Source organism: Pseudomonas sp. Irchel 3A7 (assembly GCF_900187565.1).
GTDB lineage: Bacteria > Pseudomonadota > Gammaproteobacteria > Pseudomonadales > Pseudomonadaceae > Aquipseudomonas.
The window spans coordinates 166,126-180,359 of the sequence record NZ_FYED01000015.1; the positions used below are offsets into that span (position 1 = coordinate 166,126).

The 14,234-nt window shown below is 61.3% G+C and carries 18 protein-coding genes; 3 read left to right on the forward strand and 15 right to left on the reverse strand.

Annotated elements, in window-relative coordinates; translation table 11 throughout:
• Position 1: 1 nt before the first annotated feature.
• Entirely contained in the window at positions 2-727 is a 726-nt protein-coding gene (trmB, locus tag CKW21_RS23920; protein WP_095196360.1) for a tRNA (guanosine(46)-N7)-methyltransferase TrmB, read from the forward strand.
• A gap of 117 nt (positions 728-844) precedes the next feature.
• On the opposite strand, the gene CKW21_RS23925 is transcribed toward trmB, so the two are convergent.
• The 9 genes from CKW21_RS23925 to CKW21_RS23965 all read right to left on the reverse strand — a co-directional run bounded on the left by CKW21_RS23925 (position 845) and on the right by CKW21_RS23965 (position 7,516).
• Positions 845-1,168 carry a DUF3392 domain-containing protein gene (locus CKW21_RS23925; protein WP_075946317.1) on the reverse strand — a complete coding sequence of 108 codons (324 nt, stop codon included), beginning with the start codon at positions 1,166-1,168 and terminating at the stop codon, positions 845-847.
• A 9-nt stretch (positions 1,169-1,177) separates the two neighbouring features.
• Entirely contained in the window at positions 1,178-2,380 is a 1,203-nt protein-coding gene (gene hemW, locus CKW21_RS23930) for a radical SAM family heme chaperone HemW (RefSeq protein WP_095196361.1), read from the reverse strand.
• Positions 2,377-2,973 carry an RdgB/HAM1 family non-canonical purine NTP pyrophosphatase gene (gene rdgB / locus CKW21_RS23935; protein WP_095196362.1) on the reverse strand — a complete coding sequence of 199 codons (597 nt, stop codon included), beginning with the start codon at positions 2,971-2,973 and terminating at the stop codon, positions 2,377-2,379. Before rdgB ends, hemW begins: the two co-directional genes overlap by 4 nt.
• The gene (locus CKW21_RS23940) at positions 2,970-3,404 is read right to left on the reverse strand and encodes a DUF4426 domain-containing protein (protein WP_095196363.1); all 435 of its coding nucleotides are present in this window, start codon (positions 3,402-3,404) and stop codon (positions 2,970-2,972) included. The genes rdgB and CKW21_RS23940 overlap by 4 nt, the downstream gene beginning before the upstream one ends.
• 25 nt (positions 3,405-3,429) lie before the next feature.
• A complete protein-coding gene (metW, locus tag CKW21_RS23945) occupies positions 3,430-4,050 on the reverse strand; it encodes a methionine biosynthesis protein MetW (RefSeq protein WP_060542415.1) in 621 nt (206 codons plus the stop codon).
• A gap of 7 nt (positions 4,051-4,057) precedes the next feature.
• Positions 4,058-5,197: a homoserine O-acetyltransferase gene (locus CKW21_RS23950; RefSeq protein ID WP_095196364.1), complete on the reverse strand. Its 1,140-nt coding sequence runs from the start codon at positions 5,195-5,197 to the stop codon at positions 4,058-4,060.
• 177 nt (positions 5,198-5,374) lie between these two features.
• Positions 5,375-5,962, reverse strand: a complete 588-nt coding sequence (locus CKW21_RS23955; RefSeq protein WP_095196365.1) for a YggT family protein — start codon at positions 5,960-5,962, stop codon at positions 5,375-5,377.
• A gap of 24 nt (positions 5,963-5,986) precedes the next feature.
• Positions 5,987-6,805: a pyrroline-5-carboxylate reductase gene (proC, locus tag CKW21_RS23960; RefSeq protein WP_095196366.1), complete on the reverse strand. Its 819-nt coding sequence runs from the start codon at positions 6,803-6,805 to the stop codon at positions 5,987-5,989.
• A gap of 24 nt (positions 6,806-6,829) precedes the next feature.
• Positions 6,830-7,516 carry a YggS family pyridoxal phosphate-dependent enzyme gene (locus tag CKW21_RS23965; RefSeq protein ID WP_095196367.1) on the reverse strand — a complete coding sequence of 229 codons (687 nt, stop codon included), beginning with the start codon at positions 7,514-7,516 and terminating at the stop codon, positions 6,830-6,832.
• A gap of 57 nt (positions 7,517-7,573) precedes the next feature.
• Here CKW21_RS23965 and CKW21_RS23970 point away from each other — a divergent pair, with 57 nt between their 5' ends.
• Positions 7,574-8,608 carry a type IV pilus twitching motility protein PilT gene (locus CKW21_RS23970; RefSeq protein WP_095196368.1) on the forward strand — a complete coding sequence of 345 codons (1,035 nt, stop codon included), beginning with the start codon at positions 7,574-7,576 and terminating at the stop codon, positions 8,606-8,608.
• A 129-nt stretch (positions 8,609-8,737) separates the two neighbouring features.
• Here the strand turns inward: CKW21_RS23970 and CKW21_RS23975 are convergent, their stop codons facing one another.
• Positions 8,738-9,355: a C40 family peptidase gene (locus CKW21_RS23975; RefSeq protein ID WP_095196369.1), complete on the reverse strand. Its 618-nt coding sequence runs from the start codon at positions 9,353-9,355 to the stop codon at positions 8,738-8,740.
• A gap of 249 nt (positions 9,356-9,604) precedes the next feature.
• Between CKW21_RS23975 and CKW21_RS23980 the strand changes: the two genes are divergently transcribed.
• Positions 9,605-10,024 (forward strand): TM2 domain-containing protein, encoded by a 420-nt coding sequence (locus CKW21_RS23980; protein ID WP_095196370.1) that lies wholly within the window; start codon positions 9,605-9,607, stop codon positions 10,022-10,024.
• Between the two features lie 120 nt (positions 10,025-10,144).
• Here the strand turns inward: CKW21_RS23980 and CKW21_RS23985 are convergent, their stop codons facing one another.
• The 5 genes from CKW21_RS23985 to CKW21_RS24005 all read right to left on the reverse strand — a co-directional run bounded on the left by CKW21_RS23985 (position 10,145) and on the right by CKW21_RS24005 (position 14,052).
• Positions 10,145-11,416 (reverse strand): dihydroorotase, encoded by a 1,272-nt coding sequence (locus CKW21_RS23985; RefSeq protein WP_095196371.1) that lies wholly within the window; start codon positions 11,414-11,416, stop codon positions 10,145-10,147.
• Positions 11,413-12,417 (reverse strand): aspartate carbamoyltransferase catalytic subunit, encoded by a 1,005-nt coding sequence (locus CKW21_RS23990; protein WP_095196372.1) that lies wholly within the window; start codon positions 12,415-12,417, stop codon positions 11,413-11,415. The genes CKW21_RS23985 and CKW21_RS23990 overlap by 4 nt, the downstream gene beginning before the upstream one ends.
• Positions 12,418-12,444: 27 nt before the next feature.
• A complete protein-coding gene (gene pyrR / locus CKW21_RS23995) occupies positions 12,445-12,948 on the reverse strand; it encodes a bifunctional pyr operon transcriptional regulator/uracil phosphoribosyltransferase PyrR (RefSeq protein WP_095196373.1) in 504 nt (167 codons plus the stop codon).
• Positions 12,949-13,042: 94 nt separating this feature from the next.
• Positions 13,043-13,480 carry a Holliday junction resolvase RuvX gene (gene ruvX / locus CKW21_RS24000; protein WP_095196374.1) on the reverse strand — a complete coding sequence of 146 codons (438 nt, stop codon included), beginning with the start codon at positions 13,478-13,480 and terminating at the stop codon, positions 13,043-13,045.
• Positions 13,480-14,052 (reverse strand): YqgE/AlgH family protein, encoded by a 573-nt coding sequence (locus tag CKW21_RS24005; RefSeq protein ID WP_095196375.1) that lies wholly within the window; start codon positions 14,050-14,052, stop codon positions 13,480-13,482. Before CKW21_RS24005 ends, ruvX begins: the two co-directional genes overlap by 1 nt.
• Positions 14,053-14,234 lie beyond the last annotated feature (182 nt).

Sequence of the window (14,234 nt, forward strand, 5' to 3'; positions counted from 1 at the left end):
GATGACTGAATCGAAAGACACGCCTATCCAGACGGAAGAAGGCGACGAGCGCCAACACCGCCGCATCAAGAGTTTCGTGATGCGCGCCGGGCGCATGACCGAAGGCCAGCAACGTGGCCTGGAGCAGGGCGCTCCGTTGTTCGTGTTGCCCCTGGCCGACGCGCCGGTGGACTTCGACCAGGTATTCGGCCGCTCGGCACCGCGCTCGCTGGAAATCGGTTTCGGCATGGGCCATTCGCTGCTGGAAATGGCTGCCGCTTCGCCGGAGCAGGATTTCATTGGCGTGGAAGTGCACCGTCCGGGTGTTGGTGCGCTGCTCAATGGCGTACTGACCCAGGGCCTGACCAACCTGCGGGTCTACGATTGCGATGCGATCGAAGTGCTCAATCGTTGCGTGGCCGACAACAGCCTCGATCGCCTGATGCTGTTTTTCCCGGACCCTTGGCACAAGAGCCGTCACCACAAGCGTCGCATCGTTCAGGCGTCGTTCGCTGAGTTGGTGCGCAGTAAGTTGAAGGTCGGCGGCATTCTGCACATGGCCACCGACTGGGAACCGTATGCCGAATACATGCTGGAAGTGATGAACGTCGCACCGGGTTATCGCAACCTGGCCGAAGACGGCAAGTGCGTGCCACGCCCGGCCGAGCGCCCGATCACCAAGTTCGAACGCCGTGGCGAACGGCTTGGGCATGGGGTGTGGGACCTGAAGTTCGAAAAACTGGCGTAAAACCTGTGGGAGCGAGCCTGCTCGCGAAGAGGGAGTGTCAGGCGACATAAATGTTGTCTGATGTACCGCATTCGCGAGCAGGCTCGCTCCCACAGTGGCTTTGGATGTTGCCAACGATCAGCGGCGGTCTGCGACTACGCCAATCAATACCAACACCACCAACAACACCGGCGCCAGGCTGTAGTTGTTGAACTGGCTCAAACCCTTGACGATCCACGGTGTGGCATAGATCAACGCCGCGCCGCTGCCGATCATGCACAGCAGGGCCATCAGCGGGACGCGCAAGGCGCCGGCGATGCTGCCCAGGCGTTGCTCGACCCAGCCTTTGAAGTCCGCGCCGAACAGCACCAGCAGGCAGCCCACCAGGGCCAGGGCAATTTCCGAGAGGTTGCTGCGGCTCCAGCGAGAGACGGTGGCGAGCAGGTCGAGTACCAAGTCCATTCGATTTCCTTATGTCAGAAAATTCTGCAGCAAGTCGTTGAGGAATAGCTGTCCGCGCTCGGTGGCCGCCAGACGTGACGGTTCGACCTGCAACAGGCCACTTTGTTCGGCTTCACGGCGGCCTTGGGCAAGGCTTTCCAGGGGCATCCCGGTACGTTCCGGGTACAAGCGCGATTCGACACCCGCGGTCAGGCGCAGGGCGTTCATCAGGAACTCGAACGGCATTTCGTCATTGGTCAGCGTTTTCTCGCCGGCCTGAAAGCGTTTTGCCGGGTTCAGGTAGTCTTTCGGCAGGCGGGTTTTCCAAGTGCGGATGATGCGTCCATCCGGATGGCTGAGCTTGCCGTGGGCGCCGGCGCCGATGCCGATGAAATCGCCAAAGCTCCAGTAATTGAGGTTATGCCGTGCCGGGCGACCGGGCTGGGCATAGGCCGAGACCTCATACTGGGCGTAACCGTGTTCGGCGAGCAACGCCTGACCCGCTTCCTGAATGTCCCACAGCATGTCGTCTTCCGGCAGCGTCGGCGGCTGGTTCCAGAACACCGTGTTCGGCTCCAGGGTCAACTGGTACCAGGACAAATGGGTCGGCTTCAGGGCGATGGCCTGGCGCAGATCGCTCAGCGCATCGTCCAGGGATTGATCGGGCAAACCGTGCATCAGGTCCAGGTTGAAGTTGTCGAACCCGGCCTGGCGCGCCATGCCGGCGGCTCGCACCGCTTCGTCGCCATTGTGAATCCGTCCCAGTGCCTTGAGTTTCTCTTGCTGAAAGCTCTGGATGCCGATCGACAGGCGATTGATCCCCAGCGCACGGTAGGCGACGAATTTCTCTTGTTCGAAGGTCCCCGGATTGGCTTCCAGGGTGATTTCGATGTCGCTGGCAAAGCGGATGCGCTGCTCGACACCCTTGAGCAAACGGCCCAATGCCTCGGCACTGAACAGACTAGGCGTGCCGCCACCGAAGAAGATCGAACTCAGCTCGCGACCGTAGACGGCGTGCAGGTCCAGATCGAGGTCGGCCAACAGCGCGTCCACGTACTCTTCTTCCGGCAGCACCGGGCTGGCGGTGTGGGAGTTGAAATCGCAATAAGGGCATTTGCGCACGCACCACGGGATGTGGATGTACAGCGCCAGGGGCGGCAGCACTGGCAGGGCCGCCCGAGGCGTTTGCGCGCCGCCGAAGATCAGCGGCGGCGCGGATGATTCAATGGTCATTTCAAGCCCAGACGCTGGCGCAGCAGATCCATTGCACGGGCGCGGTGACTGATCTGGTTCTTGTCGCTAGGGCTTAGCTCGGCGCTGGAGCAATCACGCTCCGGGACCCAGAACAACGGGTCGTAGCCAAAACCGTGCTCGCCGCTGGCCTGGGTCAGAATACGCCCGTGCCACAGGCCTTCGCAGAGAATCGGCAGTGGATCGTCGGCATGCCGCACCAGCGCCAGCACGCAGACGAACTGCGCGCCGCGTTCGGCTTGCGGGACGTCCTTCAACACATCGAGCAGTTTGGCGTTGTTGGCTGCATCGCCCTTGCCGTCGGCATAACGCGCCGAGTAGATGCCCGGTGCGCCGCCCAGGAAGTCCACCGCCAACCCCGAATCGTCAGCCAGTGCCGGCAGGCCGGAAATGCGCGCGGCATTGCGGGCCTTGAGGATGGCGTTCTCGACGAACGACAGGCCGGTTTCTTCAGGCTCCACGCTGCTGAACTCGCCGATCGAGCGCAGTTGCACCGATTCGCCGAGCATGGCCTGGAGTTCCTTGAGTTTGCCGGCGTTATGGCTGGCGAGTACGAGTTGCGTGAAGTTGATCATTCGCCGGGAAAGAGCTCTTGGTTGAAGTTGATGGAGTTGATTTTGTCACCGGTCTGCACCTTGATGTCGAAGGTGCGGGTTTCCTGCTGGGGTACCGGAAATTGTGCGATGTAGTAGATCGCGCCTTGTTCGGTGATCTGTTTGAATTTCAGGTTCACGCTCTGGCTGGTCAGGTCTTTGACTGTGCCGCTGACCTGGGCCATCTGCGGCTTGCCATCCTTGAGCACCGAAATGTTGATCACGCCCTGATTCTTGCTGCGGGTGAGTTCCGCGGCCTTGGCGATGTCCGGCGTCAGGAAGGTGGAGTTGAAGGTGTTGTAGTGCACCGTCGTGTCGCCGAAGACTTCCTTGCGATCACCTTTGATCGCATCGGCGGCCATGACCGTGACGCTCAGGCAGGCGGTGAGTAGAAACAGCGCTAGACGACCCATGATCGTTCTCCTCCAAATAAGGTGTTCAGACCGCGACCTTGTGGTCTGCAAGCCCCGGGCTGCTGACGCGGTAAATGCCGATCTCACCTAACAGATTAGGCCATAGCTTGCTGGCCCACCCGTGCCGATGCTGTTGATCCACGGCAAGCCGATCAATGACCTTGGCTTCACGTTCGCGGCACAAGGCTTCAAAGTCGGCGAAGGTGCAGAAGTGGATGTTCGGCGTGTTGTACCAGGTGTACGGCAGGAACTCGGAAACCGGCATCCGGCCCTTGCTTGCCAGGTACCAGCGGCAGCGCCAGTGACCGAAATTCGGGAACGTGATGATGCACTGGCGGCCGACCCGAAGCATTTCGTCGAGGATCTTGTCCGGGTAGTGCACCGCTTGCAGCGCCTGGGTCATGACCACGATGTCGAAGCTGTTGCTGGCAAAGTTGCCCAGGCCCTTGTCCAGGTCCTGCTCGATGACGTTGATGCCCTTGGCCACGCACTCGGCGATGTTGTCCGCGTCGTTTTCCAGGCCGTAACCGGTGACTTGCTTGTTGTCGCGCAGCCAGGTCAGCAGTTCGCCGTCGCCGCAACCGAGGTCGAGCACGCGGCTGCCGGCGGGGATCCATTCCTGGATGATTTCCAGATCGGCTCTCATGTCTTCCTCAAAACGTAATGCGGTTCATGTAATTGCCGAACGCCTGCAGGTAGCGCGGGATCGGAATCAGGAAGGCGTCGTGGCCTTGCGGCGCGTCGATTTCCAGGTAGCAGACGTCCTTGCGTGCAGCCATCAGCGCGTCCACCAGTTCCCGTGAACGAGCCGGGGAGAAGCGCCAGTCGGTAGTGAACGACATCACGCAGAACTTGGCGGTGGCATTGGCGAAGGTCTTGGCCAGGTCATCGTCGAAGCTGGCTGCCGGATCGAAATAGTCCAGGGCCTTGGTCATCAGCAGGTAGGTGTTGGCGTCGAAACGCCCGGAGAACTCTTCACCCTGATAGCGCAGGTAGCTTTCGACCTGGAACTCGACACTGTGGAAGTCGTAGTTGAGCTTCTCGCTTTTCAGGCCGCGACCGAATTTCTCGCCCATGGAGTCGTCGGACAGGTAAGTGATGTGCCCGACCATCCGCGCCAGCATCAGCCCGCGCTTGGGGATTACGCCTTGCTCCTGGAACGAACCGCCGTGGAACTCGGGGTCGGTGAGGATCGCCTGGCGCGCCACTTCGTTGAAGGCGATGTTCTGCGCCGACAGCTTGGGTGCCGAGGCGATGGCCAGGCAATGGCGCACGCGGTCCGGGTAAGTAATGGTCCACTGCAACGCCTGCATGCCGCCCAGGCTGCCGCCGATGACAGCGGCCCATTGGCCGATGCCGAGCCGGTCCGCCAGGCGCGCCTGGCTGTGCACCCAGTCTTCCACGGTCAGCACCGGGAAGTCGGCGCCGAATGGCTTGCCGGTTTCCGGGTTGGTGCTGCTCGGGCCGGTGGAGCCGTTGCAGCCGCCGAGGTTGTTCAGGCTGACGACAAAGAACTTGTTGGTGTCGATGGGCTTGCCAGGGCCGATGCAGCTGTCCCACCAACCGGGCTTGCGGTCGGCGGGGCTGTGGAAACCGGCCGCGTGGTGGTGGCCGGACAAGGCGTGGCAGATCAGCACGGCATTGCTCGCCGTGGCGTTCAGCGTGCCGTAGGTTTCGTAAATCAGGTCATAGGCCGCGAGCGAACGACCGCAGGCCAACGCCAGGGGTTCGCTGAAGTGCGCCGTTTGCGGCGTCACCAGACCAACAGAATCGGGGGGGAAGGCAGCTGGCATCGACCCTGCTCTCGTTGAAATGAGGCGTAAGTCTAAAGACCGCTGGGGTTAGCGGCAAGCAAAGGCCGGGCCTGTTTTTTCCCGGGAAGACCGAGGTGTGCCATTCGCGAGCAGGGGGATGCATTCCCATGTGGGAGCGAGCCTGCTCGCGAAGAACGATGACGCGGTTAGCCTGAATCAGATCAGGCCGAACAGTTCCTTCGGCATCAGCGCGTAGTACGCCAGGCGCGGAATCAGCCAGCTTTGCAGCAATTGCAGGGCGATAAACGCGAAGATCGGCGAGATGTCGAGGCCGCCCAGGTTCGGAATGATCCGGCGGAACGGCGCGAGTACCGGCTCAGAAATCTGCTGGACCAGTTCCGCGCCCGGGTTATGGCTACCCGGAGCGACCCAGGACAGGATCACGCTGATGATCATCGCCCAGAACAGGATCTTCAAAAACAGCGCGAAGATACCGATCAGTGCCCAAGGCGCCAGAAACAGCACATCAATGTCGTAGCCTCTGAGCAGCAGGATGACCGCGAACAGTGCCATCTGTACCAGCAGCGCCAATACCAACGAGGACATGTCCAGGCCGAACATGCTCGGGATGACCCGGCGCAGTGGCTTGAGCAGTGGTTGGGTAGCCTTTACGGCGAACTGGCAGAGCGGGTTGTAGAAGTTCGCCCGCACCAATTGCAGGATGAAGCGCAGCAACACGATCAGCAGATACAGGCTGCCCAGGGTTTGAATCACAAAAATGGCAGCGTCATTGAGTCCGAGCATTATTGATTCCTTTTTAAGTGCTGATTAGCGACCGAGTTGCTCAGCCATCTCGGCGGAGCGGTGCGCGGCGGCGCCGAGTGCTTTTTCGACCAGTGTTTCGAAGCCATCGGCCTGGAACGACTTGATGGCTGCTTCTGTAGTGCCCGCAGGCGAAGTGACGCGACGACGTAACTCAGCGGCGTCGACGTCGCTGGCCACGGCCATGTGCGCGGCGCCCAGGGCGGTTTGCACGGTCAGTCGGGCGGCAATGTCCGCCGGCAGGCCGAGCTTCACGCCGGCGGCAGTCATGGCTTCGATCAGCAGGAAGAAGTACGCAGGGCCGGAACCGGAAACGGCGGTGACCGCGTCCAGTTGCTGCTCTTCGTTCAACCACAGCGCGATGCCAACGGCTGACAGCAGGTCTTCCGCTTGTTGACGTTGTTCGACGGAGACCTCGGCGGTGGCAAACAAACCGCTTACACCCTGGCGCAGCAGCGCGGGGGTGTTGGGCATGCAGCGCACGATTGGCTGGGCGCCGAGCCAGTTGTTCATGCTGGCGCAGGTGATGCCGGCCGCGATCGAAACCACCAGTTGCCCAGGCTTCAGGCTTGGGCGGATGGCTTCACAGACGGCTTTCATCGCCTGGGGTTTGACCGCCAGCACGACCACATCGGCGCCTTCAATGGCTTGGGCGTTATCGGCGAACACTTCAATGCCGTGTTCGGCGCTCACGCGGGCTCGGGTTTCGTCACCCGGATCGCTGGCGCGGATCTGCGCGGCGTCCAGACCTTTGGCCCGCAGGCCGCCGATCAGGCTGGCAGCCATGTTGCCGGCACCGATAAAGGCAATACGCGTCTTGCTCATGTCAGGTCCTTATAAAGAAAGTATTTAAGGCTGGCCGTAGTCACGGGCACCGAATAAAGCCGTGCCGATACGGACCCAAGTGGCGCCCTGGGCGATGGCCGATTCGAGATCGTGGCTCATGCCCATGGAAAGTGTGTCGAGCGGTAGATTGAGGCTGGCTTGCAGGTTTTGTACGGCGGCAAAAGCGGCATCTTGAGCGGCGCGATCTTCCGTCGGCTCGGGAATGGCCATCAACCCGCGCAATTTCAAGCGCGGCAGGGCACTGATGGCGTTGGCCAGGGCCGGCAGGTCGGCCGGGGCGCAGCCGGATTTGCTGGCTTCGCCGCTGACGTTGACCTGGATGCAGATGTTCAAGGGCGGTAGATCGGCCGGGCGTTGTTCGGACAGGCGTTGCGCAATTTTCAGGCGATCCACGGAATGCACCCAGTCGAAGTGCTCGGCGATGGCGCGAGTCTTGTTCGATTGAATGGGGCCGATGAAGTGCCAGATCAAGGGCAGGTCGGCCAATTCGAGCTGCTTGCCCAATGCCTCCTGCAGGTAGTTTTCACCAAAGTCGCGCAGGCCGGCGGCATAGGCTTCGCGCAGGTCCTGTGCGGGTTTGGTCTTGCTCACGGCCAGCAGCTGAACGCTGTTTTCGTCACGATTGGCGGCGAGTGTTGCGGCATGTATGCGCGAACTAACCAGTTCAATGTTGTCTGCTATGGTGGACATTCAAGAGGCGCCAGCAGGTCTGAGGTTGGCGGCATTCTACTGGAATTGAGGGGGGCTATGGATATCACTGAGTTGTTGGCGTTCAGTGCCAGACAAGGCGCTTCCGACCTGCACCTGTCCGCTGGCCTGCCACCGATGATCCGCGTCGACGGCGATGTGCGGCGTATCAATCTGCCGCCCCTGGACCACAAGGAAGTGCAGGCACTGATCTACGACATCATGAACGATACCCAGCGGGTGGACTTCGAAAAGCACCTGGAAACCGACTTTTCCTTCGACGTGCCCGGTGTGGCGCGTTTCCGGGTCAACGCGTTCAACCAGAGCCGCGGCGCCGGCGCGGTGTTTCGCACGATCCCGTCCAGGGTCCTGAGCATGGATGAACTGGGCATGGGCGACGTGTTCCGCAAGATGACCGACGCGCCCCGTGGCCTGGTGCTGGTGACCGGGCCGACCGGCTCAGGCAAGTCCACCACGCTGGCGGCGATGATCGACTACCTGAACAGCCATCGTCATCACCACATCCTCACCATCGAAGATCCGATCGAGTTCGTTCACGAGTCGCGCAAATGCCTGATCAATCAGCGCGAAGTCCACCGCGACACCCGCAGCTTCGCCACCGCCCTGCGCTCGGCCCTGCGCGAAGACCCGGACGTGATTCTGGTGGGCGAGATGCGCGACCTGGAGACCATTCGCCTGGCCCTGACCGCCGCCGAAACCGGTCACCTGGTATTCGGTACGCTGCACACCACATCGGCGGCGAAAACCATCGACCGGATCGTCGACGTGTTTGCGGGGGACGAGAAACCCATGGTGCGCTCGATGCTCTCCGAATCGTTGCTGGCGGTGGTGTCGCAGACGCTGGTGAAGAAAATCGGCGGCGGGCGTATAGCTGCCCACGAAATCATGCTGGGTACGTCGGCCATCCGTAACCTGATCCGCGAAGACAAGGTGGCGCAGATGTACTCATCGATTCAGGCGGGCGGGTCGTTGGGGATGCAGACGCTGGATATGGGCTTGAAGGATTTGGTTGCCCGGGGGGTGGTCAGTCGCGAGCAGGCGCGGGAGAAGGCGCGGTCGCCGGATAATTTTTGAGGGAATTGCGTTGGTTTCAAGGACGCCTTCGCGAGCAGGCTCGCTCCCACAGTGAAATGCATTCCAATGTGGGAGCGAGCCTGCTCGCGAAGAGGGCGTTATGTCCGAAGAGGATTCAAGACGCTGAAGTCAGCGCTGAACAACCTGCAACGCTTTGGGTTCTTTCGGCAGAACCCTTTTGGCAACCACGTAGTTCTTTTCCCAATACGGTTTCTTCAAGGTGTCGATGGTCACCGACTTGCCACGACGAGGTGCGTGGATGAAGCGGTCGTTGCCCAAGTAGATGGCAACGTGATTGACTCGACGGCTCTTGATGTTGAAGAAAATCAGGTCGCCCGGCTTGAGGTCCTTGCGATCGACTTTCTCGCCATGACCGCTGGCCATGGCATTGGATGTGCGTGGCAGGTCAAACGAGGCGTCATTGAACGCGTATTTCACCAGGCCGCTGCAATCGAAGCCTTTGCTCGGGCTGCTGCCGCCCCAACGGTAAGGCGTACCGAGGACGTTGACAGCGCGGCTCAGGACGTTGCTGCTTTCCTTGGTCCCCATTGGCGGAACCAGGCTGCTCTTGCTGATCAGCTGAGGAGCGTTCTTGAGCGATTTCTTGCTTTTGCTCGAAGGAGCCGAAGCATGGGATTTTGGGGTGTAACCATTAACGTTCGGAAGACGTTGCTCACGATTGGTGGCGTGGGCGGCCAGTGGCAATAATAGGCAAATGGTTAGCCATGTCTTGAAAAATGGACGCATTAGGCAAGGCTCGTATGGGTTAGCGCGCAACTTTATAACAGCTTTTTTTGGCATTCCGAGGCCGTTTGTCGATTCCATCGGGGTCTAACGGAACCAAATAAGCGGTAAATTGACGCAATTGTCCGACAGAAGTCAGGTGCCATAAGGGTTTGGCGGAAGGGACAGTAGCAGTTGCCATACGTCGGCTGCTCGTAAAAAAGTCACAAAGATTTAAAGAATATTTATCTATCGTGTGAATCGAGGTCCTTCATGAACACCTATCAACCGCCCATCCCGCACCAAGACACACACAGCAAAGTGATCGGTTACTTGCTGTGGATTTTCGGTTTTACCGGTGCTCACCGCTTCTATTACGGCAAGCCGGTGACCGGGACGATCTGGTTCTTCACCTTCGGATTGCTGGGGATTGGCTGGTTGATCGACTTGTTCCTGATCCCGGCCATGGACCGCGAAGCGGACCTGCGGTTCACCGCCGGGCCGATCGAATACAACGTTGCGTGGATTCTGCTGACGTTTCTCGGGGTATTCGGCATACACCGGATGTATCAGGGGAAATGGATCAGCGGATTGGTGTACCTGCTGACCGGCGGGCTGTTCTTCCTGGGAGTGTTGTATGACTTCTGGACGCTGAATGATCAGGTGTCGCTGCGTAACGCTCAGCGTCGCTGAGCCCTTTAGTAAGTCTTCGCGAGCAGGCTCGCTCCCACAGTGGGTGTGTTGACTGCTAGTCCAGCGTCAATACATAACCCTGTGGGAGCGAGCCTGCTCGCGAATGCAAGCAACGCGGTCTTACGCCTGGTGGCTGATCCGGCCGTCCACCAGGGTATAGCGCACCACGCCCGGCAGAGTGTGGCCTATGAACGGGCAGTTCTCGCCCTTGGACAGCCAGGTCTCACCGGCCACGGTCGAAGCCGCAGGATCGAACAGCACGATATCCGCCGCCCCACCCACCGCCAGTTTGCCGGCCGGCAGGCGCAACGCCTCGGCAGGACCGGCGCTCAAACGTGCCAGCAACGTTGGCAAGTCCAACAAACCATCTTCCACCAGCGTCATCGCCAATGGCAGCAACAATTCAACGCTGCTGATCCCAGGCTCGGTGGCACCGAATGGCGCCAGTTTGGCGTCTCGCTCGTGGGGTTGGTGATGGCTGGAGATGGCCGAGACCACGCCCGATTTCACCGCTTCACGCAGGCCGTCGCGGTCGGCGCGGGTACGCAACGGCGGCTGGACGTGATACAGGCTGCTGAAGTCGATCAGGGCTTCGTCGGTGAGGATCAGCTGATACAGCGCCACGTCGGCCGTGACCTTCAAGCCACGGGCCTGTGCCTGGGCGATCAGGGCCACGCCGCGTGCGCTGGTGAGCTGACTGAAGTGCGCGCGCACGCCGGTTTGTTCAACCAGCAGCAGGTCCCGGGCCAGGGCGACGGTTTCGGCGGTTTCCGGAATGCCCGGCAGGCCGAGGAAACTCGCGGTCGGGCCTTCATGGGCCAGACCGCCTTCAGCGAGGTCGTGATCCTGGGAGTTGAAAATCACCGTCAAGTCGAAGGTGGCCGCGTAGTCCAGCGCCCGGCACAGGGTACGGGTGTTGCGGAAACTCTCCAGCCCGTTGCCGAAGGCCACGCAACCGGCATCGCGCAGGGCGACCAATTCGGCCAGCTGTTCGCCGTCCAGACCTTTGCTCAGCGCGCCGATCGGGAACACTTTGGTGTTGCCGGCTTCGCGGGCGCGGTCGAGGATCAATTCGGCCACCGCCGAAGTATCCAGGACCGGTTTGGTTTTCGGCGGGCAGCACAGGCTGGTGATACCCCCGGCCGCGGCGGCACGGGTTTCGCTGGTGATCGAGCCTTTGCGGCTGTAGCCCGGTTCGCGCAGGGCGACGTTGAGGTCGACCAGGCCAGGGGCGGCCACCAGGCCTTTGGCGTCGAGGGTGTCGACGGCGACAAAACCGGCGGGCGCGGCGCCGATGGCGACGATCTTGCAGGCTTCAATATGGATATCGGTGACTTGATCCAGGCCGCTGGCCGGATCGATGACGCGGGCGCCGAGGATGCTGAGCTTCACTGAAGGTTCTCCTGCTCGAATTGGCGCTGCGCAGTCTGCCCGCTCATGGCCATGGACAAAACGGCCATGCGAATCGCGATGCCGTAGGTCACCTGGTTGAGGATCACCGAGTGCGGGCCGTCGGCCACCGCCGACTCAATCTCCACACCACGGTTGATCGGTCCAGGGTGCATGACGATGGCATCGGGCTTGGCGCCGGCCAGGCGCGCGGTGGTCAGGCCGAACAGGCGGTAGAACTCGCCTTCGCTGGGCAACAGGCCGCCGGTCATGCGCTCACGCTGCAGGCGCAGCATGATCACCACGTCGACGTCTTTCAGGCCTTCGGTCATGTCGGTGTAGACCTTCACGCCGTATTGCTCGATGCCGATCGGCAACAGGGTTTTCGGCGCGATGACGCGGATGTCCGGGCACCCCAGGGTTTTCAGCGCCAGCATGTTCGAGCGCGCCACCCGCGAATGCAGGATGTCGCCGACGATGGCCACGGAAAGGTTTTCGAAGCCGCCCTTGTGCCGGCGAATGGTCAGCATGTCGAGCATGCCCTGGGTCGGGTGGGCGTGACGACCGTCGCCGCCGTTGATGATCGCCACTTGCGGGCAAACGTGTTCGGCGATGAAGTGTGCGGCACCGGAATCACCGTGGCGCACGACGAACATGTCGGCGGCCATGGCTTCCAGGTTGCGTAGGGTGTCGAGCAGCGTTTCGCCCTTGCTTGCCGACGATGTCGACACGTTCAGGGTGATCACGTCCGCCGACAGGCGCTGGGCCGCCAGTTCGAAGGTGGTGCGGGTGCGGGTGGAGTTCTCGAAGAACACGTTGCACACGGTTTTGCCGCGCAACAACGGGACCTTTTTGACTGCCCGGGCGCCGACTTCAAGGAAGGAGTCGGCGGTGTCGAGGATTTCCGTCAGCAACTCGCGGCGCAAACCGTCGAGCGAGAGGAAGTGGCGCAGCTGGCCCTGGTCATTGAGCTGCAGCGGGCGCTTGGTTTCTAGAGGCGTCATCGCAAGGGGGACTCTCAATAGGGCGAATTAAAGGGCGAGGTCTTGCAGTTCGAGCGCAAGCTCCGGGCCGGACAGCTTCACCCGTTCGTGGGCCGCCAGGGACAGGGTCGCGCCCAGTACGTTCGGGCGGATCGGCAGCTCGCCGGCGTCCAGATCCAGCAGGCACACGAGTGTCACGCTGGCCGGGCGGCCATAGTCGAAGAGTTCGTTCATGGCGGCGCGGATGGTCCGGCCGCTCATCAACACGTCGTCGATCAGCACCAGGTGTTGGCCTTCGATTTCGAACGGCAGGGCCGAGGGGCGCACTTGTGGGTGCAGGCCGTTCTGGCTGAAGTCGTCGCGGTAAAAGGAAACGTCGAGCGTGCCGAGGGGCTCATTGTTGCCCATCTCTTTGAGCAAGGCCTGGGCGACCCAGACGCCGCCGGTACGGATACCGATGTAGCGCGGTTCGCTGATGCCGCGTTTGGCCAGGTAGGCTTCAAGCCGGATCGCCATCTGGCTGATCAGTTCGGCGGGATTTGGCAGGCTCATGGTTGCTCCTTCTTGGGCCCGAGACGGGTGTCGCTTGAGATGGCTCGGGTTGCAGCTATAAAGAGACGCTGGCGGCTCTTCAGGATTAGTGACGTCAGGATTCGAACAGCGCGCTGTTTTCGTCGAGCCAGCCTTGCAGCAGCAGGGCGGCGGCGATGGCGTCGACCGGGTTGTCGCGGTAGCTGCCCTTCTGCCCGCCACGGGCCAGGCGTTCGCCCTTGGCTTCGAAGGTGGTCAGGCGCTCATCGTGGGTGTAGAAGGGCAGGTTGAAGCGGCCGTTGAGGCGGCGGGCGAATTTTTCCGCACGCACGCACATGTCGCTGGGCGTGCCATCCATGTTCAGCGGCAGGCCGACCACGACGGCATCGGGCTTCCATTCTTTGATCAGCGCTTCGACCTGATCCCAGTCGGGAATGCCGTTCTGCGCTTTCAAGGTACACAGCTCGCGGGCCTGGCCGGTAATCACCTGGCCGACCGCGACGCCGATCTGTTTGGTGCCGTAGTCAAAACCCAGAATCAACCGCAGGGCCATCAGGCGTGCCCCGCCTGACTGGTGAGCAGGCTGAGGTTGACACCCAGGTGCTTGGCCGCCGCTTCCAGGCGCAGTTCGCTGCTGGTGTTGAACAGGATGTCGGCGTCGAACGGGCAGGTCAGCCAGGCGTTCTGGGCCAGTTCGGCTTCCAGCTGGCCGGCTTCCCAACCGGCGTAGCCGAGGGCAATCAGGCTTTTTGCCGGGCCGACGCCATCGGCAATGGCGAACAGTACGTCCTGGGAGGTCGACAAGGACAAGTCACCTTCCAGATCAACGGTCGCCTGAAAGGTCTTGCCCGACGGATGCAGAACAAAGCCACGATCGGTCTGAACCGGCCCGCCGATGAAGATCGGCACATGCTGGCAGAGGACCGGCGGTTCGATATTGGGGCGCAATTGCTCGAGGATATCGGCCAGGTTCAGGTCCTGCGGGCGGTTGACCACCAGCCCCATGGCACCATTGGCCGTGTGCTCGACGATGTAGGTCAAGGTGTGCGCAAAGTTCGGGTCGACCATGTGAGGCATGGCGATCAGGAAGTGATGCTTGAGGTAGCTGGGGCTGACGTTTTTCATGAGCGCTAGTGTGGCGTCGGAGGGACAAACTGACAAGCTGGGGATGCACAGGAAATGGCCTAAACCCTGATAACGGCTCGGACCACTGTGGGAGCGAGCCTGCTCGCGAAGAGGGAGTGTCAGTGACATTGGTATTGCCTGACACACCGCATTCGCGAGCAGGCTCGCTCCCACAAGGGGCA